16 protein-coding genes, 7 pseudogenes and 1 other annotated feature are annotated in these 21,574 nt (G+C 38.9%); of the genes and pseudogenes, 16 read left to right on the forward strand and 7 right to left on the reverse strand.

Annotation, left to right across the window (positions count from 1 at the left end; genetic code table 11):
- The 6 genes and pseudogenes from AC1M9D_RS12410 to AC1M9D_RS12435 all read left to right on the forward strand — a co-directional run.
- A pseudogene (locus AC1M9D_RS12410) lies at window positions 1–118 on the forward strand (aromatic-ring-hydroxylating dioxygenase subunit beta); the annotation flags it as partial.
- 63 nt (window positions 119–181) lie between these two features.
- Window positions 182–1,135: a PDR/VanB family oxidoreductase gene (locus AC1M9D_RS12415; protein ID WP_481612297.1), complete on the forward strand. Its 954-nt coding sequence runs from the start codon at window positions 182–184 to the stop codon at window positions 1,133–1,135.
- A gap of 122 nt (window positions 1,136–1,257) precedes the next feature.
- Window positions 1,258–2,469 (forward strand): OprD family outer membrane porin, encoded by a 1,212-nt coding sequence (locus AC1M9D_RS12420; RefSeq protein ID WP_481612298.1) that lies wholly within the window; start codon window positions 1,258–1,260, stop codon window positions 2,467–2,469.
- A 29-nt stretch (window positions 2,470–2,498) separates the two neighbouring features.
- Window positions 2,499–3,890, forward strand: a complete 1,392-nt coding sequence (locus AC1M9D_RS12425; RefSeq protein ID WP_481612299.1) for an MFS transporter — start codon at window positions 2,499–2,501, stop codon at window positions 3,888–3,890.
- Between the two features lie 69 nt (window positions 3,891–3,959).
- Window positions 3,960–4,862 (forward strand): LysR family transcriptional regulator, encoded by a 903-nt coding sequence (locus AC1M9D_RS12430; protein WP_481612300.1) that lies wholly within the window; start codon window positions 3,960–3,962, stop codon window positions 4,860–4,862.
- 94 nt (window positions 4,863–4,956) lie between these two features.
- Window positions 4,957–5,175 (forward strand): annotated as a pseudogene (locus AC1M9D_RS12435) (helix-turn-helix domain-containing protein); the annotation flags it as partial.
- A gap of 35 nt (window positions 5,176–5,210) precedes the next feature.
- On the opposite strand, the pseudogene AC1M9D_RS12440 reads toward AC1M9D_RS12435, so the two are convergent.
- The 6 genes and pseudogenes from AC1M9D_RS12440 to AC1M9D_RS12465 form a co-directional block, all read right to left on the reverse strand.
- Window positions 5,211–5,447: pseudogene (locus tag AC1M9D_RS12440) on the reverse strand (transposase); the annotation flags it as partial.
- Window positions 5,448–5,844: 397 nt separating this feature from the next.
- Complete coding sequence (locus AC1M9D_RS12445; RefSeq protein ID WP_075166733.1) at window positions 5,845–6,330, reverse strand: hypothetical protein; 486 nt, start codon at window positions 6,328–6,330, stop codon at window positions 5,845–5,847.
- A gap of 76 nt (window positions 6,331–6,406) precedes the next feature.
- Window positions 6,407–7,669, reverse strand: a complete 1,263-nt coding sequence (locus AC1M9D_RS12450) for an MFS transporter (RefSeq protein WP_075166811.1) — start codon at window positions 7,667–7,669, stop codon at window positions 6,407–6,409.
- Window positions 7,670–7,738: 69 nt separating this feature from the next.
- On the reverse strand, window positions 7,739–9,373 hold the full coding sequence (gene mqo, locus AC1M9D_RS12455) for a malate dehydrogenase (quinone) (protein ID WP_481594342.1): 1,635 nt from the start codon (window positions 9,371–9,373) through the stop codon (window positions 7,739–7,741).
- A gap of 457 nt (window positions 9,374–9,830) precedes the next feature.
- A pseudogene (locus AC1M9D_RS12460) lies at window positions 9,831–10,916 on the reverse strand (GMC oxidoreductase); the annotation flags it as partial.
- A gap of 3 nt (window positions 10,917–10,919) precedes the next feature.
- Window positions 10,920–11,077 (reverse strand): annotated as a pseudogene (locus tag AC1M9D_RS12465) (IS3-like element ISAcsp5 family transposase); the annotation flags it as partial.
- Window positions 11,078–11,128: 51 nt separating this feature from the next.
- On the opposite strand from AC1M9D_RS12465, the pseudogene AC1M9D_RS12470 reads away from it, so the two are divergent.
- The 10 genes and pseudogenes from AC1M9D_RS12470 to AC1M9D_RS12515 all read left to right on the forward strand — a co-directional run.
- A pseudogene (locus tag AC1M9D_RS12470) lies at window positions 11,129–11,871 on the forward strand (IS3 family transposase); the annotation flags it as partial.
- Window positions 11,404–11,520 (forward strand) — a sequence feature (AL1L pseudoknot). Its footprint overlaps the pseudogene before it by 117 nt.
- A 504-nt stretch (window positions 11,872–12,375) precedes the next feature.
- Window positions 12,376–13,617: a group II intron reverse transcriptase/maturase gene (ltrA, locus tag AC1M9D_RS12475; RefSeq protein ID WP_005401461.1), complete on the forward strand. Its 1,242-nt coding sequence runs from the start codon at window positions 12,376–12,378 to the stop codon at window positions 13,615–13,617.
- Window positions 13,618–13,696: 79 nt separating this feature from the next.
- Window positions 13,697–14,182 (forward strand): annotated as a pseudogene (locus AC1M9D_RS12480) (IS3 family transposase); the annotation flags it as partial.
- Between the two features lie 44 nt (window positions 14,183–14,226).
- On the forward strand, window positions 14,227–14,370 hold the full coding sequence (locus AC1M9D_RS12485; protein ID WP_481610520.1) for a hypothetical protein: 144 nt from the start codon (window positions 14,227–14,229) through the stop codon (window positions 14,368–14,370).
- Window positions 14,371–16,149: 1,779 nt separating this feature from the next.
- A complete protein-coding gene (locus AC1M9D_RS12490; protein ID WP_481612301.1) occupies window positions 16,150–16,590 on the forward strand; it encodes a hypothetical protein in 441 nt (146 codons plus the stop codon).
- A 130-nt stretch (window positions 16,591–16,720) separates the two neighbouring features.
- Entirely contained in the window at window positions 16,721–17,704 is a 984-nt protein-coding gene (locus AC1M9D_RS12495) for a putative oxygenase MesX (RefSeq protein ID WP_481612302.1), read from the forward strand.
- A 50-nt stretch (window positions 17,705–17,754) separates the two neighbouring features.
- The gene (locus AC1M9D_RS12500; RefSeq protein ID WP_481591114.1) at window positions 17,755–18,798 is read left to right on the forward strand and encodes a methionine synthase; all 1,044 of its coding nucleotides are present in this window, start codon (window positions 17,755–17,757) and stop codon (window positions 18,796–18,798) included.
- A 96-nt stretch (window positions 18,799–18,894) separates the two neighbouring features.
- A complete protein-coding gene (locus AC1M9D_RS12505; RefSeq protein ID WP_035269657.1) occupies window positions 18,895–19,389 on the forward strand; it encodes a flavin reductase in 495 nt (164 codons plus the stop codon).
- A 43-nt stretch (window positions 19,390–19,432) separates the two neighbouring features.
- A complete protein-coding gene (locus tag AC1M9D_RS12510) occupies window positions 19,433–20,233 on the forward strand; it encodes a sulfite exporter TauE/SafE family protein (RefSeq protein ID WP_092766427.1) in 801 nt (266 codons plus the stop codon).
- 103 nt (window positions 20,234–20,336) lie between these two features.
- Window positions 20,337–21,254, forward strand: a complete 918-nt coding sequence (locus AC1M9D_RS12515) for a LysR family transcriptional regulator (RefSeq protein ID WP_481612303.1) — start codon at window positions 20,337–20,339, stop codon at window positions 21,252–21,254.
- A gap of 115 nt (window positions 21,255–21,369) precedes the next feature.
- Here AC1M9D_RS12515 and AC1M9D_RS12520 read toward each other — a convergent pair.
- Window positions 21,370–21,574, reverse strand: a 205-nt coding sequence (locus tag AC1M9D_RS12520) for an IS1 family transposase (RefSeq protein ID WP_481612304.1), incomplete at its 5' end; no start/stop codon positions are given.

Here is a 21,574-nt window from a genome sequence, read left to right on the forward strand (position 1 = left end):
AGCAGATGTGATTTACCACTTGGTACGTGATGAAGAAAATGGCTTCAAGATTCGTCGCAAGGTGATTAACCTCATTAATTCAACCGATACCTTAGCGGGTATTAGCTATATTTTATAAGTCAGGAAAGGATTAGCTTTTGCTAATCCTTTTACACTTACAAGAATCAAGTGAGTAAAAAAGATGATGGGCTTACATGATGTCGTGGTAAAGCGCCGCTATGTAGAGGGTGGCACAATTGCAGTGCTTGAACTCACCTCAGCAAATGCAATCACATTACCAAGTATAGAAGCAGGGGCACATATTGATGTGCATTTGCCGAATGGCCTAATACGCCAATATTCACTTTGCCAAGATCCTAAACAAGTCGGCATTTTTCGCCTCGGTATTTTGAAAGATCCTCAGTCACGTGGTGGTTCAACATGTGCATTTGAGCAACTTACACCGGGTATGCAGTTGCAGGTGAGTGCACCAAGAAACTTATTCCCATTGGTTGATGCTTCACACTCAGTATTGATTGGTGGCGGTATTGGCATTACACCACTCATTACCATGGCATATGAGCTACTAGCCCAAGGTAAATCATTTGAATTGCATTATTGTGGCAGTAGTCGCGATCGCTGTGCTTTCGTCGAAGAAATTGAACAGGGACCACTTGCGCCATTCACGACTTTTCACTTTAAAGCTGAAGGTTCAAGTCATCGTGACCACCTCACAGACCATTTTAAACAGCTCAACTCTGAAGCACATATATATACGTGCGGTCCGAATGGCTTTATGGATTGGGTCATTGATTTAGCTAAAGTGAATCAATTTGCGGATCAGCAGATTCATAAGGAATATTTTAACGTTGAAACAGATGTCACAGGCGATAGCTTTGAAGTCGTTGCGCAGCGCAGTAATAAAATTATTACGGTTGCAGCGGATGAAAGCTTGATCGACGCATTAGCGAGAGAAGGCATCAAGATTGAGAAATCATGTGAACAAGGCGTGTGTGGCACGTGTTTATGTGATGTGTTGGACGGTGAGCCTGATCATCGTGATGTGTATTTAACGGATGAAGAGAAAGAGAGTAATGAACAGATTTTGGTGTGCTGTTCACGATCAAAATCAAAATTTCTGGTTCTGGATATTTGATGTCAATCAATAAGCAAACATACATCTCTCCTTACCAAGTAAAAGAGATGCTGGAAATAACTTAACAAGGAATATTTATGAAAGGGTCCGGGATACTCAAGCAAATACCACTCGGTATCATGATGTCAATTTTAATATCAACACATACACATGCAGAATTTTTTCAAGATGATAAATTTAAAATCGATCTGAGAAATTTTTATTTTGAAAGGACATTTTCAAATCCGCAATCTCATGATTTGGGGAGCTGGTCACAATCGATCAATGCATTATATCAGTCTGGATATACAGATACTGCTATACAAATGGGAACTGATTTTAGTCTAAGGTATGCATTTCGGCTCAATGATAAAAATGAACAGCTCAGTGATACTAATTTTCCTTACGACACTCAGGATAATAAATTAAAAGAGTCCTATGGGAAGTATGGAGTCACCTTAAAATTTAAATATAAAGATACAGAGTTGAAGGTGGGGGAATTAAATCCAAAAAATCCAATTGTATTTATTGATACTTCAAGGCAGCTCCCGACTTCATATGCAGGGGTGATGCTAGAGTCAAAAGAAATCAAAAATTTAAATATTAATATGGGGCGGATTACGCATATTAATGCAAGGAATGATGATCAATATGAAAAATTAAGTTTATTAAGATCTGGACCAAGATATGAAAGTGATGGATTAAATTTTATTGGCTTGGATTATAAATTCAGTGAGTATTTTTCGGGATCTTACTGGTTTGGTCAGCTTGAAGATATTTATCAACAAAATTATCTAGGTTTGGCCTACACAAAGCAATTTGAACAATCAAAATTAAAAATTGAAAGTAGTTATTTTTATAATGTAGAAGATGGAAAAAATTTATATGGAGAAATAGATAGTCAGGCTGTGGGTTTAATGGGTACGTATTATAAGTATGATAATCAACTCAGTATAGGGGTGCAAAAGAATATGGGGAAAGATATTTTCCCAACCCTTGCTGGTTATCCGCCACAACCTTATTTGCAAGCATGGTCAAATCTTCCTTTTTATAATCCTGAAGAATTAACATGGCATCTGAATTATATTCATGATTTTAAGAATCATGGAATGGATGGCTTTAAAACAAGATTAGGTTACCATTATGGTCATAATATTAAAAGACCGGGATTAAATGATAATAAAGAAGAGGAAACTATTGTTGGTCTTATATATGCTGTTCCTGAAGGTAAATTTAAAGGATTGAGTTTAGAATGGAGATACACACAAACTGATACTCGGTATGGTATTGAAAACAATTCAGGTAATAGTTTTAAAGAAAATCGTGTCATTACAACATATGAATTTAAATTCTAAATAATATTTAATGAAAGAGGGGATGATTAATGAAGTCAGAGAATGAGATAATTGATACGGATTTTGAGTATAGAAAAAGAATTATGCGAAAAGCCTGGATTATTACGACATTGCTAGTAGTTTTTCAAATGGTGAATTTTGCAGATAAAGCTGTATTAGGTTTAGTTGCTGAGTCTGTAATGTCTGAGTTAGGGATGACAAGTACTCAGTTTGGTTTTATTGGAAGTTCATTTTTCTTTTTATTTGCCATATCAGGAATCATTGTTGGATTTGTTGCTGAAAAGATTCAAACCAGGTGGATTATTTTGGTTATGGGTTTGAGTTGGGCAATTTTACAATTTCCTATGTTATTTGGTGGTGGAGCAATGGCTCTCCTAGTGACTCGAATTATTCTAGGGGCAGCAGAGGGTCCTGCTTCATCTATATCTTTAACACATGTTCAAAGTTGGTTTGAACCTTCATCACGAGGTTTTCCTAGTAGTTTGGTTGCTTCCGGTACTACATTAGGTCCTGTAATTGCTGCGCCAATCTTAGCTTATATTATTGCTCATCCAGATTGGGGTTGGCGCTGGGCATTTGGATTTTTGGGTGCGGTAGGCCTTATATGGACAATCTTGTGGGCATTAGTATTCAAAGAAGGTCCATATAGCCATTTCAGTAAGGAAAAAACTCTACCTATTGAAAAAAAACAAGTGAACTTAAATAGTAAAAGTATTGTTCATTTTGTAGATGACCTAAAACCTGTACCATTCTTTAAAATTTTAAATTCAAAAATGTTTTATTCTGCATTTTTAGCTGGTTTAGGGTGTTTTTGGTCATTAGGTTTTTTAACTACATGGACACCTAAATATATTGCAGCACTAGGGTCCTTTTCACCAGAAGTAATCGCAACAGTTTCAAGCTTTCCTTGGATTATGGGTGCATTAAGCCTAGCTGGAGCCGGTTATATTTCAAGAATTTTGATGCGGAAGGACAAGACTGTACATGTTTCATTAGGTATGATTTTCGGATCAATGATTTTGATATCAGGTATTTGCTTTTTCTTAATACCAATGGCATCGAATAGTATGTGTATCATATTGATTACTATTGCAGCTGGTTTCGCAATGTGTTTCCCTTTAGCGACCATGGCAGTAGGTTTCAGTGTATGTTCACAACAACGTGCTGCAGTCATGGCAACATTAGTTGCAACTGCGTCTATTGGAGGTATAGTCTCTCCAACTATGGTGGGATATTTAATGGATACAGCTGGTTATATACAACCTGCTAAAGGTATAATGGTATCTAAAGAAATGGCTGAAAATCTGATTAGAGGTGTCAATATTGGTTTTAACTCTGTTGGTATCTATATGATTATTATTGGGATTTTTACAATTTTATTTTTAAATCCTGATGGTCTAGCCAGAAAACTTATGAAGTAAGTCGTTATCTAATTCCATAGTTAATATTTAATATCAACTATGGAATTTTGTTTTTCAAGGAGGAATTGCATGGAAAATTTTGATTATAATTTGGTCAAAGTGTTCTGTAGTTTATTCGATACTGAAAATCTAACAGAAACAGCAAGAATTCTTAATATTTCACAACCTGCAGTGAGCCAATCATTAAAAAAATTAAGAAATATTTATGATGATGATTTATTTGTTCGTACGTCTGGAAATATGAAACCTACAATTTTCAGTAGGAAGATTATTGATAATCTAAAAAAATCGATTGAGTTAATAGAGTTATCATTGAATCAAAAGGGGTATAATGATAATTTGTTCTATAAGAAAAATTATAATATAGTTATGTCTGATTTAGCACAATCTTTTTTTATTCCACCACTTTGCTTGTTATTGGATGAGGCGAATTTAAATATTGATATCAATGTCTTGCAAGTTAATCAATTCGAAATGGAAGTGAAAATGAGGGAGGGTAAAATTGATTTTGCAATTGGTAATTTTCCCTCTTTAAAAGATAATATTAACTTAATATCTGAAAATTTATTTCAAGATTGCTTTGTTTTAATGATTAGGGATGGACACCCATTGATTAAATCTGATGGGGATTTTAATAATTATAACTCATTAAGTCTGATTGGTGTGGATAATAATATAACTGGTCATTCTGAAGTTGTTAATAAAATTTTAAATAAATTGGGGTGTAAAAATAAAATGAATATACCTTATTATAGTGCTGCCCCGGATATAGTTGAAAAAACAGATTATGGGGTCATTATGCCGAGTTTTATTGCTAAAAAATATAATTTTCATAACACATTTAAAATTTTCCCTATTTTAATTAAGGAGAATTTGATAGAAGTGGATGTTATTTATCATAAATTATTTAAAAATGAAAAATCAACGTTGACTTTAAGGGATATGTTTGTCAATAATTTCAGAAATAGATAAATTATATTTTAAATTTTTACTAATGGGTTTATATAGTAGATCTTTTTCATAAATTGTGTGATTCATAGACATCATTCTAATATAATTAGCATCTATGGACAGAGAAATTCAACAAAGTCTTGTTTGGGGTAAATTCTTTGAAGATACCAATGATGCTGGCCAGGTTTGCCAGAGATGCGGGATTTCTAGACCAAGGTTACGCAAGTGGTGGAAACGATATTCTGAGCAAGGTGTTAATGGATTAAGTAGTCAGAATAAACATCCATTAAAATCTCCAAATACTAAAATCAATGCTGAGCTAGAAGCCTTAATATGAGACTGTAAATTAAATTGTGTAAGTTCCATTTTTTATAAATGATCTTTTAATCGATCATCGAAATGAATCGTAAACCAATTCATCGCTAAACGCCAATTTTGGACTGGCATCGTCCATTTTTTAGCAGCGTTTGATGTTGCTAAATAAATGACCTTTTTTACTGAATCATCTGAAGAGAAGATCTTTCTCTTTTTTGTTGAATGGCGGATTACGCTATTCAGTGATTCAATCGCATTCGTCGTATAAATAGCATGACGTATTTCAGCTGGGACAGCATTCGCTTCTTTTCGAGTCGAAAACACACTGCCATGTACAACATGACCTTTTAATGTATGAAAGAAGCTTTCAGTCACTGCATTATCCCATGAGCAGTATACTGCGCAAGGCCGCGTCTAGACATACTTTGAATACAATCATTTGTCAATAATAGCGCTCTAAAATCACGACTAGAGTACTGTGAACCTGAGAAGCACTGCTTTGCAAGGGAATGAACCATAAGCAGGTGATCCCTGCCGATGAAACGCCCGTCACCATCATGCGGAGGGTGAGAATGATAAAAAACCGATTGCATGCGAACAGATCAAGACATCATCGCATCAGTAAGCATTAAGTGCCTAAAGGTGTAGATAGCTATGCCTTTTGGTTAGGGAGAAGGTCAATCATCATCTATAACGCTCCAAATTGCTGCCAAGTTTCACCATTGTGCAGCGAGTTATAGTAGTTTTGTAGTTCAACCAACTCATAATATTGGCTATATGCCAGCAGCAGCAGACCCAGCACAAGTCCAATTTTCAAGAGCATCAAGCGAGTTGGATGTTTATATATACTATCAAGACCAAATAGTGTCAGCATGAGCGCTGGAATTAATATAATCGCTTTTAAATGACTCAAAAAATCCAGCCCGTGGTTATATAACAATCCTACAATCAGCAATACCAGTCCTAAACTGGTGTAAATGCGACTATTAAGCGAAGTTCGCAAGGCAAAAATAAGCTGTAGAACCAGTAGAAAACTGGCAAAGAGATAGAATGTCGTACCCCCAATAATCACGGTATACATTGCATTAAGCAGACAATACGCCATGATGACAAAGATGATCACAAAATAAATGAGTGTGCAAAGTCGGTGAGTTAATTCGGTTGTTTTTGCCATAAAATCAATCCTTATCTAAACTCATTACGCATGAAACAAGTATGGGCAAATTTTGTGTAAGCTTCTATTTTTTCTATTATAGGTATTTATACTTCTCATAACTTGATGGTGTTTTGAGTAAATCTCTATTACGAAAAAAGCTGAAAAGACAAATGCTTAAACATAGGCTTCCTCCGATCAGTATCGCAGGCGTGATGGAAAAATAACGTGATGCCATACTGCTGTTTAACGCACCCAAGTGGTTGCCTGTAGTGACCCATATCCCATTGAGTGCCGCCACACGACCATGTAAGTCTTGAGGAGGAAGTTGCTGTAACAAACTCTGGCGAATCACCATACTGATGCTATCTAAAGCGCCAATCAGTATAAGCAGAGCGATACTTAGCCATAGTGATGTCGATAAAGCAAATACACATGTCGTGATTGCAATTCCTATACTGGCAAGTAACATATTGCGCCAAGCTTTTTGGCTTGGCGAAAAATGCAGTAATACACCCATCATTAGAGCCGTGCCGATAGCTGGTGCTGCTCTTAGTAAGCTTAAGCCTTCGGCGCCTAAATGCAGAACATCGTGAGCGACGATTGGGAGCAGCACGATAACACTACAAAATAAGGCTGTCACAAGATCCAATAACATACTCCAAAACAGCACACGTTGTTGCAACATAAATCTAAAAGTATGTTTTAAACTTTGCAACACTTGGCCGTGTATCGAGATGGGAAAACTACGTGGACTGAGTTGCCAAACAGCAAGGCTGCCAATACAACTCAACAGAAAGATGACACCTAGCGTTGCAACAAGTCCCACATGGCTCAGTAATAATCCAGCACATAGCGGAGCCGCAATGGCTCCAAATTGCCAGATCGAAGTCGTCCACATGGAAGCATTGTTTTCTGCTTGCCGAGAGATTAAAAATGGGCGTATTGAATTAAATGCAGGGCTGTATATTCCCCGCAAAATGCCTAAGCAAAAAATAAGAAAATAAACTAAATAGAGCAGCGTGTTTTGCTCAATCTGTTTGGTCTGGAAAACATAAAAAACAACAATCATTAATAACGGAATGCCGCTACTCAGACTAAAGCTCCATTGCAGCAGCTTTTGACGGTTATATCGATCTGCCCAATGCCCGCCGAAAAAAGACAAGCCAATAAAAGGCAGCAGTTCTACTACGGCAATGAAGCCTAAACTGAGCGGATCTTGGGTTATTTGATAAAGTGCAAAACCAATTGCGACTTCCTGCATGACCACAGCAAGCACCAAACAAAGTTGATTGAGGCTTAGTAAAGAGAAATCACGACAACGAAAAGCAATAAAAGCTTCAGACTGAAGATAAGACATAAACAAAGATAGGAATAATATGAAAAGCAAAAGGATGAACCGTAGTTCATCCTTCCGATAGAAAAGAAATTATTGCGCTTTGCTTAGAGCAGGTGTTGAATTATTTGCTGCTTGCGCCATAGGCGTATATTTCAATCCTAAAGTTTGGCTGGTGTATTGACGTACTTGGTCAAGTAACACAGGGTTTGAGCTTAACTCTTGTTGGTACGATTTTACAATTTCATGTAATTTCGGATTCCATTTACCCTGTACTTGTTGCGGGAAGGCCTTTTCAAGCAAACTCAACATGATGTAGGGTGAAGTCGAAGCACCAGGTGACGCACCCAGTAAGGCCGTTACAGCACCATCTTTAGAAGCGAAGATTTCTGTACCAAATTGGAGTTTGGCTGGTTTACCATCTTCTTTTTTGATGATTTGTACCCGTTGACCGCCTTGGCTTAAACGCCAATCTTCAGGCTTTGCATCTGGATAGTATTTTTTCAGTTCATTGAAACGATCTTCATCCGTCATCATCACCTGACTCACTAAGTATTTAACCAAGTCCAGATTTTCCAAACCGACAGCGGTCATAGGTAAGACATTGTTTTTGTTGGTAGATTTTAATAAATCTAGCTGAGAACCTTGCTTCAAAAACTTGTTTGAATAGGTCGCAAATGGTCCAAATAACACATATTTTTTACCATCAATATAACGCGTATCAATATGTGGAACAGACATTGGCGGTGCACCGAGTTCAGCACGACCATACACTTTAGCCGTATGACCAGCAGTCACTTTAGGGTTGTCGGTCATCAAGAACACGCCACCCACAGGGAAACCTGCATATTGCTTAGATTCAGGAAGACCAGTCATCTGCAATAATTTAATTGCAGCACCGCCCGCACCAATAAATACGAAGCGCGTTTTCACATGGTTAGTTGCATCTGTTTTCAAACTCTTGAAAGAAACCGTCCAAGTTTTGTCATCATTTTGGCTAATGCCCGTGACTTCTGTTGAGGTTTCTAATTTGAAGTTGGATTGTTTGTTTAGGTGATTAACCAATTGCGTGGTAATCGCGCCATAGTTGACGTCTGAACCAACATCCATACGGGTTGCAGCAACTTTTTGCGCAGTATCGCGACCATTCATGACCAATGGCGCCCATTGTTTAATTTCAGCAGGATTTTCTGAAAACTTCATGCCGTAGAACATTGGATTTTGAACCATTGCTGCATAACGTTTTTCTAAGAAATTAACGTTGTCACCCCAGACAAAAGCAATGTGCGGAACAGGGTTAATAAAGCTTGTTGGTTCGCCTAAAACACCTTGTTTAACTTGGTAAGACCAGAACTGTTTTGCAACTTCGAACTGTTCAGCCACTTGTACCGCTTTAGTAATGTCCATCTTACCGTCTTTCTCAGAGGTATAGTTCATTTCCATAAAGCCTGAGTGACCTGTACCCGCATTGTTAAAGCCATTCGAGCTTTCTTGAGCAACTTGATCGAGTCGTTCGTACATGCGGATTTTCCAGTTCGGTTCCAGTTCGGTGAGATAAGTGCCTAAGGTTGCACTCATAATGCCCCCACCAACTAAAACGGCATCAACAACAGGTTCATCATTTGAGGTTTGAATTTTTTTAGACGCAGTTGAACGGAATAAAAAAATCAACACTGCAAGCAAAAGCAGTACGATAAATACCGCGAGGTATTTTAAAAAAGTTTTCATACGATTTTAACCTTGTGAGCAGGTGTTTTGTATCGCTTTAGAGCGAATAGAGAGCAACAAAAATATAAAAAAGAGGGTGACAGAAATGGTCGTAAACTAAAAGTTCAGAAGAGAGGGAGTGAAATACATGAATCCTAACCATTAAGAAAAATGTAGCATTTAGTTTAACTAGACATTTCTAATCGGTTGCTATTTTAGACGAAATAAGTATTGACTATGTAATTTTTATTATAAATGTAGATATAATGTATATAAATTTGAGTGATGGTTATTTTATTTTTATTAATTTCAGTGATTTATAATAAATTTTTTGCACTTAAAGATATAAAGAATTAAAAAGACCACATTAATTCATCGAAGTAATGTGGGCTGATTGCTGATTGCTGATTGCTGATTGCTGATTGCTGATTGCTGATTGCTGATTGCTGATTGCTGATTGCTGATGAGTGTGAGAAAACTATGCAGATGAACGAGCTTGATAAAAACCTGCATCGGAACGAGCTAATGCTGGTAGTCCACGAATTTGATCGGCAATTTTCTCAGCCATCATAATGGTCGTAGCATTCAAATTCCCTGTGATAATTAACGGCATAATAGAGGCATCAACCACACGTAAATTGTGCAGACCATGCACACGCCCTTGACCATCGACCACGGCCATTTCATCTTCGCCCATTTTGCAGCTACAAGAAGGGTGGTAGGCCGTTTCAGCATGATTGCGTACGAAGTCATCCAATTCTGCATCACTGCTTAAATGTTTACCCGGACTAATTTCTTCACCGCGATAAGGATCTAATGCGGGTTGTTGCATGATTTCACGTGTAATCCGAATAGCATCGCGGAATTCGCGCCAATCTTGCTCTGTGGACATATAGTTAAACAGAATGCTTGGATGTTCAAATGGATCTTTAGATTTTAATTTGATGCGTCCACGCGAGGGTGAGCGCATAGAACCGCCGTGGGCTTGAAAGCCATGTTCTTTGACTGCGTTGCTACCATTGTAGTTAATCGCAACAGGCAGGAAATGAAACTGAATATTGGGTCAAGAAAATTCATCGGAAGAGCGAATAACCCCCCCTGCTTCAAATTGGTTGCTGGCGCCAATCCCAGTTGCATTGAATAACCATTCGGTACCAATAGCAGGCTGGTTATACCATTTCAAGGCGGGGTAGAGCGAAACAGGTTTTGTGCATTTATATTGCAGGTACATTTCCAGATGGTCTTGTAAATTTTCCCCGACACCAGGTAAATCATGGACAAGTTCAATATCTAGATCACGCAGTAACTCGCTAGAGCCTACACCTGAACATTGTAAAATTTGCGGAGATGCAATTGCACCTGCACAGAGCAAAACTTCTTTATTCGTATAGACTTGATGTAACTGTTGCCGATTTGCACCTTGCAGGTATTCCACCCCAATTGCTTGTTTGCCACTAAACAGAATTTTATGGGTGGTGGCATGCGTCATGATGGTCAAGTTGGGGCGCTGCTTTGCCATATCCAGATATTCGCGGGCTGTACTGGCACGTCGAGCATTGGGCGTGTTCGATCCATTGATTTGAATCAATTGCGATTGTTGTCGTACCGAAAGTTGATGGGTCTTATCGATCATTTTTTGTCGCTCAGCTGCCCTATTTTTCTGAGCGCATCTTCTAAAAAATCAATTTGCAATGCCTGATGTCATATCTTGGCATGTAAAGCTTTGTGAACCGTACCGGGTTTGTCGGAGAGTCAATATTCTGAGAGACTATCCTGATGACAAAATTAAAATATACCCCTGAAATCAGAGAAAGAGCGGTTCAATTATTGATTGAATCTGAAAAAGATTATCCATCGAATTGGGCTGCGATCACCGCTATTGCTCCCAAGATAGGTTGTACTCCTGAAACACTACGTGTTTGGTATCAAAAATATTTAGATAAACAAAATCCAGTTAAAGTACAGCAGCTTTCAGACCAAGAACGTATCAAACAACTCGAACGCGAAAATAAAGAACTGCAACGCGCCAATGAGATTCTACGTAAAGCAGCCGCTTTTTTCGCCCAGGCGGAGCTCGACGGTCCACACAAATAATGGTGGATTTCATCCATAACAATAAAGATTTATATGGTGTTGATGCGATTTGTAGGATTTTACCGATCGCACCTTCAACCTATTACCGGACTCTAGATCTCTGCGAAAATCCAGAACATCGAGCAAAGCGAGATTAACATGACTTGCATCATGCTGAGGAGATTAAACGAATTTGGAAGGAAAGTTCAGGTCGGTATGGTATACGTAAAGTCTGGCAACAACTGAAACGTGAAGGCTATGTTATTGCACGTTGTACAGTTGCTCGATTAATGAAAAAGCTAGGTATACAAGGTGTTTGGCGAGGTAAGAACAAACAAACCACCCGTAGCCGAGATGACCAAAAACGAGCACCTGACTTGGTGAAACGGAATTTTAGAGCTGATCAGCCTAATCACTTGTGGGTTGCTGACTTTAGTGTGCCGCAGCAAGCGGCGTAAGAGATGAGGGTATGGCCCCTCGCTATCGGCTTGCAGGAGCAGGTAGCAAACCACCATAAGCGGCTTGGATCAAAAGTCCCGGTCGTGAGCGTTATGGAAAAGGCATCGTAGAGATGTCAGGTAAGAATTAAGAAGGCGAACAACAGTGAACTGCCGTTCAAGTGTCGAAAGTACTCAAATGACATCAAAACCGGGGATGGAAGTTACCCCGCGATTAGTTTGGCCGTTACCTGCTTACGGGCCATTCGGTGTCCGGCGTAGAGGCAGCGCGATCCTAATTCAGGCTCTTACGTTGAACTGCGGGAACCTTCGGTGGCGATGTCAAGCGAAAGGCACAAGCTCAAAAGGCAAGGCTGATAATAGCAATGCGTCACCAAGGGGCGGAGCAACTCGTAGTAGTGTTGAAGTTACTGTAATGGTAATGGAGCGAAGGGGTTGCATTATCCAGGTCTACGGATTTGTCAACTGTGCAAGCAGGAGGAGCAAAACTTTATGACCAAACCATTTAACATTCCTAAAGCGTTAATCTGGGAGGCATTTAAAAAAGTCAAAGAGAATGGTGGCGCTCCAGGCGTTGATCATGAATCTATTGAGCAATTCGAAAAGCATTTAAAGAACAACCTATACAAACTATGGAATCGACTTTGTTCTGGCAGTTATTTTCCACCGCCAGTTAAGGCTGTTCCGATTCCAAAGAAGTCAGGTGGCGTGCGTATACTAGGTATTCCAACAGTTGCAGATCGAGTCGCGCAAACAGCAGTTAAGCTCTTATTAGAGCCGAAAATTGATCCATTATTTCATCCAAACTCATATGGATATCGTCCGGGGCGTTCTGCCCATGATGCAATTGCGATAGTGAGGAGACGAAGTTGGGATTATGACTGGGTTGTGGAATTTGATATCAAAGGTCTCTTTGATAACATCGACCATGATTTACTCATGCGTGCACTCAAGAAACACTGTGAAATTCCATGGATTCTTTTATATGTGCAACGTTGGTTAAAAGCACCAATGCAACACATAAATGGCCATCTTTTAGAAAGGAATCGCGGCACACCACAAGGTGGTGTTGTGAGTCCTTTATTGGCGAATTTATTTATGCATTATGCTTTTGATATGTGGATTACGAAACATCTTCAAAGTGTACGGTTCTGCCGTTATGCAGATGATGGCGTAATTCATTGTCGGAGTTTATCTCAAGCCAAACTTGTTTTACAAAAGATCGATGCACGATTTCGTAAATGTGGTCTCGAATTGCATCCAGACAAGACAAAGATTGTTTATTGCCAAGATATTAATCGTCGTAAAGCATATCCCGATGTTCAATTTACTTTTCTCGGGTACACGTTTAGGCCCCGTAAGGCTGTGGACAAGTATAAAAGAGTTTATGTAAATTTCTCTCCTGCAGTCAGTCGTGATGCACTTAAAGCAATGCGACAGACTATTCGGAAATGGCATCTACATCTGATGTGTAATCGCGAATTAAGTGATTTATCTGCAATATTCAATCCAATTCTTCAAGGTTGGCAGCAATACTATGGTCGATTCCATGGTTCAGCAATGTCAGCGATCTGGCAACACATGAATGCTTATCTTATACGCTGGATGAGGCGTAAGTATAAAAACTTGGCCCGTCATAAAAGACGGGCTAGATATGCCTTAGGGCGACTTGCGCGTGATTTTCCAAATGCCTTTGTGCACTGGAAAATGGGATGTTTACCATCGGTTGGATAATGGGAGCCGGATGAGCTGAGAGGTTCATGTCCGGTTCTGCGAGGGGCTAAGGGTGAAATTCCCTTGGTCTACTCACCCCTATATTCAAACAAATTCAGGCTGGGTCTATACCGCCTTTATTATTGATGTGTTCTCACGAGCAATTGTTGGATGGAAAGTATCTACACGGATGAATACAGATATGGTGCTCGATGCACTTGAGCAAGCATTGCACGATCGAGGCATGCCAAAGAATGTGATTCATCATTCCGATAGAGGTGTTCAATATCTTTCTATTCGCTATACCAATCGTTTAGAAGCTGCAAATTTACGAGCATCAGTCGGTACAACGGGTGATTCATACGATAATGCTCTGGCTGAAACGGTGAATGGCTTATACAAAACAGAGGTGATTGAATATTTAAAAGCAGATTGGCAAGGTTTAGCAGATGTACAACTTGCGACACTAAACTGGGTAGATTGGTTCAATAAAAAGCGTGTACACAGTGCACTGGGTTATGTATCGCCTTTTGAGTTTGAAGCAATGTACTATGATAAGATTAACCCGTTAGGTCAGGTGGCCTAACTTAAATAAAAAAAGTCTCCGACAAACCCGGTACGGTTCACCCCTTGAAAGAAAAACTAAAGCTATCACACCCTAAACTTTTACCATTTATCAATTTGAAAGAAGAAGTGTGGTTGAAGCGTATAGAAATTCAATCAGAAAAAGATGATCAAGATAGTAAATTGAGAAATGAACGTTTTGAGTGGTAAAAGGAAGGGCTTTGTCCTAAAGTTAGACAAGGCTCGTCCCTAAGGGATCGAGCCTAATGCATTTGTTAACGCTCTTTGTTGAGCAGATGATTACGCCTGTACTGGCGGTTCAATTTTTTCATGCCGACTTAGGCCATATTCCATTTCATATTTCTACTGCTAGGCAATAGTTTTATGCTTGTCTAATCTGGAAGAACAAGCCACGATTTTTTCATGCTGGTGTAGCATTATCCTGATTTAAGTCTCAGGCAAACCCGTATAAGTATATTTTCATCAGTGACCAAACTTCAGAATACTTACACTGTACCAATCTCGGCCTAGTCAAGGAGACCAATCCCCGAGTGAGAAACACGACCAGTGTTCCATTAACCTTTCTTTTCTACATATTGTCCAACATGCTCACACATGTGCCAACTCAAGTTTTCGCAATGAGCATCCCGACTGAAAAAATCGAAATGTTTTAGGATTCGCTTTAAGCTAGCTATCTCATTTAATACAAATCTTACTATGAAGATTGGTATCACAATTTCCGCAAGTAAATACTTGCTTTATATGCGCTACTCACCATCGCTCCCACACTGAAAAAATACAGCAGACTTTTAACCAATTTAAGCCTTTTTATTCAGTGCTTCCCAAGTTATTTCAAAGTGTCTTAATGTGCAGACCGTTTATCCTCTCGCCTGTATACATACTTCCTGTTTCCCCCGACCGTAGTTCCTTAAAAATATCGGGATATGATGTATACACAACTTTGTAAAGGGTAAAACTCTTACACTCCAATCAGCATCTATCGATTAATGCTGTTACACGTTTAAGCTATCCAGCGACCCATTCAGCTTGCGCAAAATGGTGCCAGCTTTTCCAGCGTTAGCCTCAAAGCCCTAGTACCTTACGGCACTCTCAGCAGCCATCGTGATTGGAAATGAGCATACTTTTCCAAGTAAAAAACTTGTTCGATCAAGCATACACATTCAGCTATTAACGGAGACTATCGCACATCCTATGCTGCTCCTGACTGTATCACTTTGAACAGGGTTTCAATGTTCCACTATTTTCATAATTTCACACCTAACTTGGCTATTACTAACCAAATGACCATTTCACGATAAATCGCTTATAGGCTCCCGTTTCCTTGTCGCCCAACCACTTTTTATTTGCTTGGAACTCTTAAAAAGTGAATGAACGGATAGAAAAAGGATATTGCAATCCTCTAGCCCCCGTTGCAACGTACCGAGCGAGGTTTCCCCAGCAGTCCGCTACATCGGCAATATGAAGATGGTTAGTCTTATATTCAGGGCAATATGTATCAAAGTTGTTTGAATGGTGGTCAGCCATTCAAACAACTTCAAAAAAGAAAGTTGGAATGGATGGTCAATCCACAATTCGATTGATATGCAGCCATATTATCAAAGTTAATTTAATATATCAATAATGTTGATATACTATTTAAACAAGTATAAGATTTGCTGATCAAGGTTCGTAATGCGCATTAGGAACTACTTTATTGTCACCTTACAACGTGAGGTGATAGTGCTAGCGCAATTTGATTAATGCTGATTGCTGACGCGCTCAGCAAAATGGGAAATGTAGAGAAAATTATTGTTGATGAACAATTCAAAAATGGATGAAGAAATTTGGACTTAAGTGGATTGTTGATTGACATGAAAAGTGCATAGTTGGATGACATAAAATGATTGATTACAGCCCCACACAAAATACACCGCACAAAAAATTCAAGATAAGGTCACAAGAGGATCATATTTTTACTGCAAATTTATAGTGCAAACTGAGTTAGGTAAAATTGATATTGAAAAGATTATTCATAAATTAACCGAACGATATTCATTAAATTTAACCAGTCGGCAAAGAACATATCAACTAAAACAAGGATTACCTGTTGCTGATCTCATTGTTCAAGACATTCTTTATAAAGATGCATGGTTATTTGTCTTGTTGATCAAAACCCCCAATAGCCATCGTCACAGCAAAGAAACCATAGGCAAAGTGACTTCAACAACCGTATCAGCATATACATCAAAAGATAAAATTGCTGAACTTGAACCTGTCATCTGGGACAGAATTACAGTCGGGCAAGAATTAACTTTTATCCGTCAATACTATAAAGACAATGAACAATTTAATTTCATATTGAATAAACCTTATCTATGCTTAGATTTTGGGAAATGTGAGGCTGAATTAGTACGGTTAAGCCTGAAATAGCGAATATGCTTTAACATGAGGGATTCTCATCTTAAGCTGAATTTATATCGTTTTACTCACTTTATTATTCGCGTTTAAATACAGCCATTCAGAAATTTAGTTTTTTATAAAGTTTTAGGTGGCAATCTCCATGAGTACAGCATTTGAGTGTTCAATTAAACGTATCCGTTTTGATGAAAACTATACGCCAGCAGAAAGTACACGTTTGACTACAAACTTTGCTAATTTGGCTCGTGGTGAAAGTCGTCAGGAAAATCTGCGCCGTACACTTGCGATGATCAACAACCGTTTTAATAGCTTGGCGACTGTCGATAATCCTAAAGGTGATCGATATTCACTTGAGATCGACATCATTTCTGCAGAAATTGATATCGAAGGCAATGGACAAACTTTCCCATTTATTGAAACGCTTAAAAGCGTTGTGATTGATCACCAAACAGGTGAACGTATTGAAGGTATGATTGGCAATAGCTTCTCATCTTATGTGCGTGATTACGACTTCAGTGTGGTATTGCCTCAGTTGGGTTGTGGCGTGGGTGAAAAACCTGAAGATTTTGGTGATCTACATGGCAAATTGTATAAACATTTGGTGAATTCAGCAGTATTTAAAGCAGAATTCAATAAAGAACCAGTAATTTGCTTAAGTGTTTCAACCTCTAAAACCTATTACCGTACCACCAACGTACATCCTATTTTGGGTGTGGAATACAAAAATGATGAATATTCACGTACCGATGAATATTTTGCCAAAATGGGCTTACGTGTACGTTATTTCAAACCTGAAGGTGGTAACGCACCACTCGCATTCTATTTTGCTGGCGATTTAGTCCGAGACTACACTGATTTTGAATTGATCAGTGCGATTGCAACTATGGAAAGTTTCCAACGCATCTATCGACCTGAAATCTACAACACCAACTCTCCTGCAGGTGTGGTGTATCAACCAAGTCTAAGCTATGGCGATTATTCACTTACACGTGTGGTGTATGACCGTGTAGAACGTGCTGAGTTAGCAGTCAAACAAGGTAAATGGACAGAAGAAAATTTCATTAAGCCTTATCAAGACATTTTAAATGAATGGGCTGAAAATTTCGAAGTCGAAACAGCTGCTTAAAACATCCAATTGATATACAGATTCACGAATTTAGAGAAAGAAGATTAGACATGGCACTTACACCACCGAAATTATTACTCCCAACTTCAACTGCGGGTAGTTTACCGAAACCATCTTGGTTAGCTGAGCCTGAAAAACTATGGTCTGCATGGAAACTCGAAGGGGAAGAGCTTCTTGAGGCAAAACGTGATGCATTGAAATTATCATTACATGAGCAAGTCACTGCTGGTATTGATATCGTGAGTGATGGTGAACAAACCCGTCAGCACTTCGTCACTACATTTATTGAGCATCTTGAAGGTGTGGATTTCGAAAAGCGTGAAACCATGCGTATTCGTAATCGTTATGATGCAAGTGTACCTTCTGTTGTGGGCGAAGTTTCTCGTAAACAAGCGGTATTTGTTGAAGATGCGAAATTCTTGCGTAGCCAAACCAATCAGCCAATTAAATGGGCGTTGCCTGGTCCAATGACCATGATTGATACTTTATTTGATGGTCACTACAAGAGCCGTGAAAAATTGGCTTGGGAATTTGCCAAAATTTTAAACCAAGAAGCTTTAGAGCTCGAAGCAGTAGGCGTGGATATTATCCAATTCGATGAACCGGCGTTTAACGTATTCTTCGATGAAGTAAATGATTGGGGGGTACCAACCTTAGAGCGTGCACTTGAAGGTTTAAAATGTGAAACTGCGGTTCATATTTGCTACGGTTACGGTATTAAAGCCAATACCGATTGGAAACAAACTTTGGGTAATGAATGGCGCCAATACGAAGAGTCATTTCCGAAGCTACAACAATCTAAGCTCGATATTATTTCGCTTGAATGCCAAAACTCACGTGTGCCAATGGATTTGATTGAATTGATTCGTGGTAAGAAAGTCATGGTCGGTGCAATTGATGTGGCAACTAATCAAGTTGAAACCGCAGAAGAAGTCGCGAATACCCTGCGTAAAGCTTTGCAATTTGTGGACGCGGATAAGCTTTATCCATCAACGAACTGTGGTATGACGCCGCTCTCTCGTCAAGTGGCACGTGGCAAGCTTGAGGCTTTAAGTGCTGGAGCTGCCATTGTCCGTAAAGAGCTAGAAGCTTAATCAAACGTAGTCTTGTATTAATCAGGGCAAATCGTCGCAAGATCATTTGTTCTGTCTAATGGACGACACGTCATATGTATATTTGAGATGAAAGAGATGATTGAAGCAACAGACTTTAGAAATGCAATGTCTTTACTTACAACTGCGGTAAATGTGATTACAACCACAGGCGAAGCAGGGATGCATGGCTTTACTGCATCTGCGGTATGTAGTGTCACAGATACTCCGCCAACACTATTAGTCTGTATGAATCAGTTCTCTCGTTCACATGCACATTTTGTTGAAAATAAAGTCTTGGCTGTAAACGTACTGAGTACTCAGCATGAACAGCTTTCGAATGCTTTTGCTTCAAGCAAGCTCAGCTCAGAAGATCGCTTCAGACTAGGTGATTGGATTGATTTAAAAACTGGGTCGCCGATTTTAGAAGATGCTTTAGTCAGTTTTGATTGCGAGATTGAGAATATTCAACAAGTCGGTACACATAGTATTTTTTTATGCCGTGTGACTGCAGTAAAGCAAAGTAATCAAGAAGAAAGTTTGGTGTACTTTAACCGTGCTTATCATCAAGTGGGTCAGTTGGAACACGCTTAACTCAACCCCTTAATCCCTTCATCTTTTTAAAAGTTAGTCTATTGTGGAACTTATAACCTTTTTAATCATCGGTGCATTTGCTGGTTTTGCGGCTGGGCTGTTTGGTGTAGGCGGTGGTACGATTATTGTGCCACTACTTTTTATTGTCTTTACCCAAATGGGTTATGATCCTGATGTCATTATGCATCTGGCACTAGGTACATCTTTAGCAACAATCGTTGTCACTTCGATTAGCTCATTAATGGCACACCATAAAAATGGTGCTGTGCTATGGCCTGTATTTAAAAATCTAGCTCCACCCATGGCCATCGGCTGTTTTGCAGGTGCTGGAATTGCTGGTTTGTTACCGGGATTACATCTTCAAATCATGGTCGGCTTATTTTTGATTTGGGTGGCGTATACTATGTTTACAGGCGCGAACAAAGCAGTTAATTCAACAATGGCTCTTCCTTCATCAAGTCAGCAAGTTGCAGCAGGTAGTGTCATTGGGATTGCATCGGCACTCTTTGGGATAGGTGGTGGTAGTCTGACCGTTCCATATCTGAATCGTTATGGGGTGGTGATGCAAAAGTCTGTCGGTACATCTGCTGCTTGTGGATTACCAATAGCTCTAGCTGGTGCTATAGGGTTTATGGTTTTTGGTATGACTGCTGAGATCAATGTGCCGAATACCATCGGGTATGTTCATATTTATGCTTTCATTGGCATTAGTGTGATGAGTTTTATAACAGCAAAATTTGGTGCCAAAACTGCACATGCCTTATCGCCAGCTATGTTAAAGAAATGTTTCGCTGTCTTGTTAGTTATCATAGGAAGTATCTTCCTTGTAAAAGGATTGATTTAATTTCACCCAAATGTCTTATCAGCCTAGATAGCTCATTTAATGTGGGCTAAAGCGAAGATTTTAATATATCCCTAGAGGGATCATGATTTGAGTTTTTTCCCATATGATCGAACTAAAACATTTGAAAATGCTATTGGCTTTGAGAGAGCATGGCTCTTTAGTCGCTGCAGCGAGTGATCTCTGCATTACACCTTCAGCCGTATCTCATCAGTTACGTGAGCTTGATCAGTGGATGGGGGTTGAAGTCGTCAACCGCAAGACGAGACCAATTACTTTTTCTAATGTTGGTTTAAGACTGTTGCAGTTAGCGGATGAAATTTTACCGCAAGTTCAGATTGCTCAAAGTGATATCACGCGTATTATCCATGGGCAAACTGGTAGAATTACATTTTCTTCAGAATGCCATAGTTGTTTTGATTGGCTCATGCCGATATTAAATCAGTATCGAAACCAATATCCTGATGTTGATTTAGATTTTGCATCAGGGTTTGAAGCAAATCCTCATGAATTGCTACAAAATGGCGAATTTGATTTGTTGATTACTGCAGACCCAATTGCATTAAAAGGAGTTGAATATTTCCCAGTATTTGAATATGAATCACGACTTGTTTTATCTACAACACATCCTTTGGTACGTGCAAAAAACATTACTGTTCAAGATTTAGCTGAAGAAACGCTGATTACATTTCCAGTAGACAAACATCGTTTAGATATCATGTCGAAGTTGTTCATTCCTGCAAATATTCTTCCAAAAAATATTCGAACCACAGATCTGACCCAGATGCTGATTCAGTTAGTCGCAAGTGGGCGTGGAATCGCAGCTTTACCAGATTGGGTGGTAAACGAATATGAAACCAAAGGGTGGGTCACTTCACGTCGCCTAGATTGCGTTGCACCAGAGGGGTTAAGGCGTACTTTATATGCAGGTTTTCGAACTGAAGATAAGGAAAAAGATTATTTCGATTCATTTATAAAAAAATTAGCTAAATTTTCAGAATCAAGAAAACTCTATTACACGTAAGAAAGTTTAATCGTACTGAATAGAGTAAAGATTGAACCTCGAATGAATCTTCATATAAATAATGAGCGAACTTAAGATAAAAATTAGAGGTGGTGTTTCAAAAAGTATGCTGGCGTTAAACAAATCCGTTATTAAGGTAAAAGAAAGTCAAATCAAAGGATTTAAAATGATTTTCGAGCTTTTTAGAAAAGTTGCAACTTCTCCTAAATCCACGCCTGATTCGATGACAAATTCTACAATTGTTACCTTCAATACCGACGGTAAAAAACTTACCGATCACTTGCTTGCAACATTGAAATGCTGTGATAAAACTATCCCAA

This window comes from Acinetobacter sp. ANC_7682 (assembly GCF_056779795.1).

Coding starts and splice junctions, on each gene's coding strand:
- AC1M9D_RS12515 (WP_481612303.1), top strand. CDS start 20,337: ATGATCGAACTAAAACATTTGAAAATGCTATTGGCTTTGAGAGAGCAT.
- AC1M9D_RS12450 (WP_075166811.1), bottom strand. CDS start 7,669: ATGTCTTATCTTCAGTCTGAAGCTTTTATTGCTTTTCGTTGTCGTGAT.
- AC1M9D_RS12420 (WP_481612298.1), top strand. CDS start 1,258: ATGTCAATTTTAATATCAACACATACACATGCAGAATTTTTTCAAGAT.
- AC1M9D_RS12415 (WP_481612297.1), top strand. CDS start 182: ATGATGGGCTTACATGATGTCGTGGTAAAGCGCCGCTATGTAGAGGGT.
- ltrA (WP_005401461.1), top strand. CDS start 12,376: ATGACCAAACCATTTAACATTCCTAAAGCGTTAATCTGGGAGGCATTT.
- AC1M9D_RS12425 (WP_481612299.1), top strand. CDS start 2,499: ATGAAGTCAGAGAATGAGATAATTGATACGGATTTTGAGTATAGAAAA.
- AC1M9D_RS12445 (WP_075166733.1), bottom strand. CDS start 6,330: ATGGCAAAAACAACCGAATTAACTCACCGACTTTGCACACTCATTTAT.
- AC1M9D_RS12495 (WP_481612302.1), top strand. CDS start 16,721: ATGAGTACAGCATTTGAGTGTTCAATTAAACGTATCCGTTTTGATGAA.
- AC1M9D_RS12505 (WP_035269657.1), top strand. CDS start 18,895: ATGATTGAAGCAACAGACTTTAGAAATGCAATGTCTTTACTTACAACT.
- AC1M9D_RS12500 (WP_481591114.1), top strand. CDS start 17,755: ATGGCACTTACACCACCGAAATTATTACTCCCAACTTCAACTGCGGGT.
- AC1M9D_RS12430 (WP_481612300.1), top strand. CDS start 3,960: ATGGAAAATTTTGATTATAATTTGGTCAAAGTGTTCTGTAGTTTATTC.
- mqo (WP_481594342.1), bottom strand. CDS start 9,373: ATGAAAACTTTTTTAAAATACCTCGCGGTATTTATCGTACTGCTTTTG.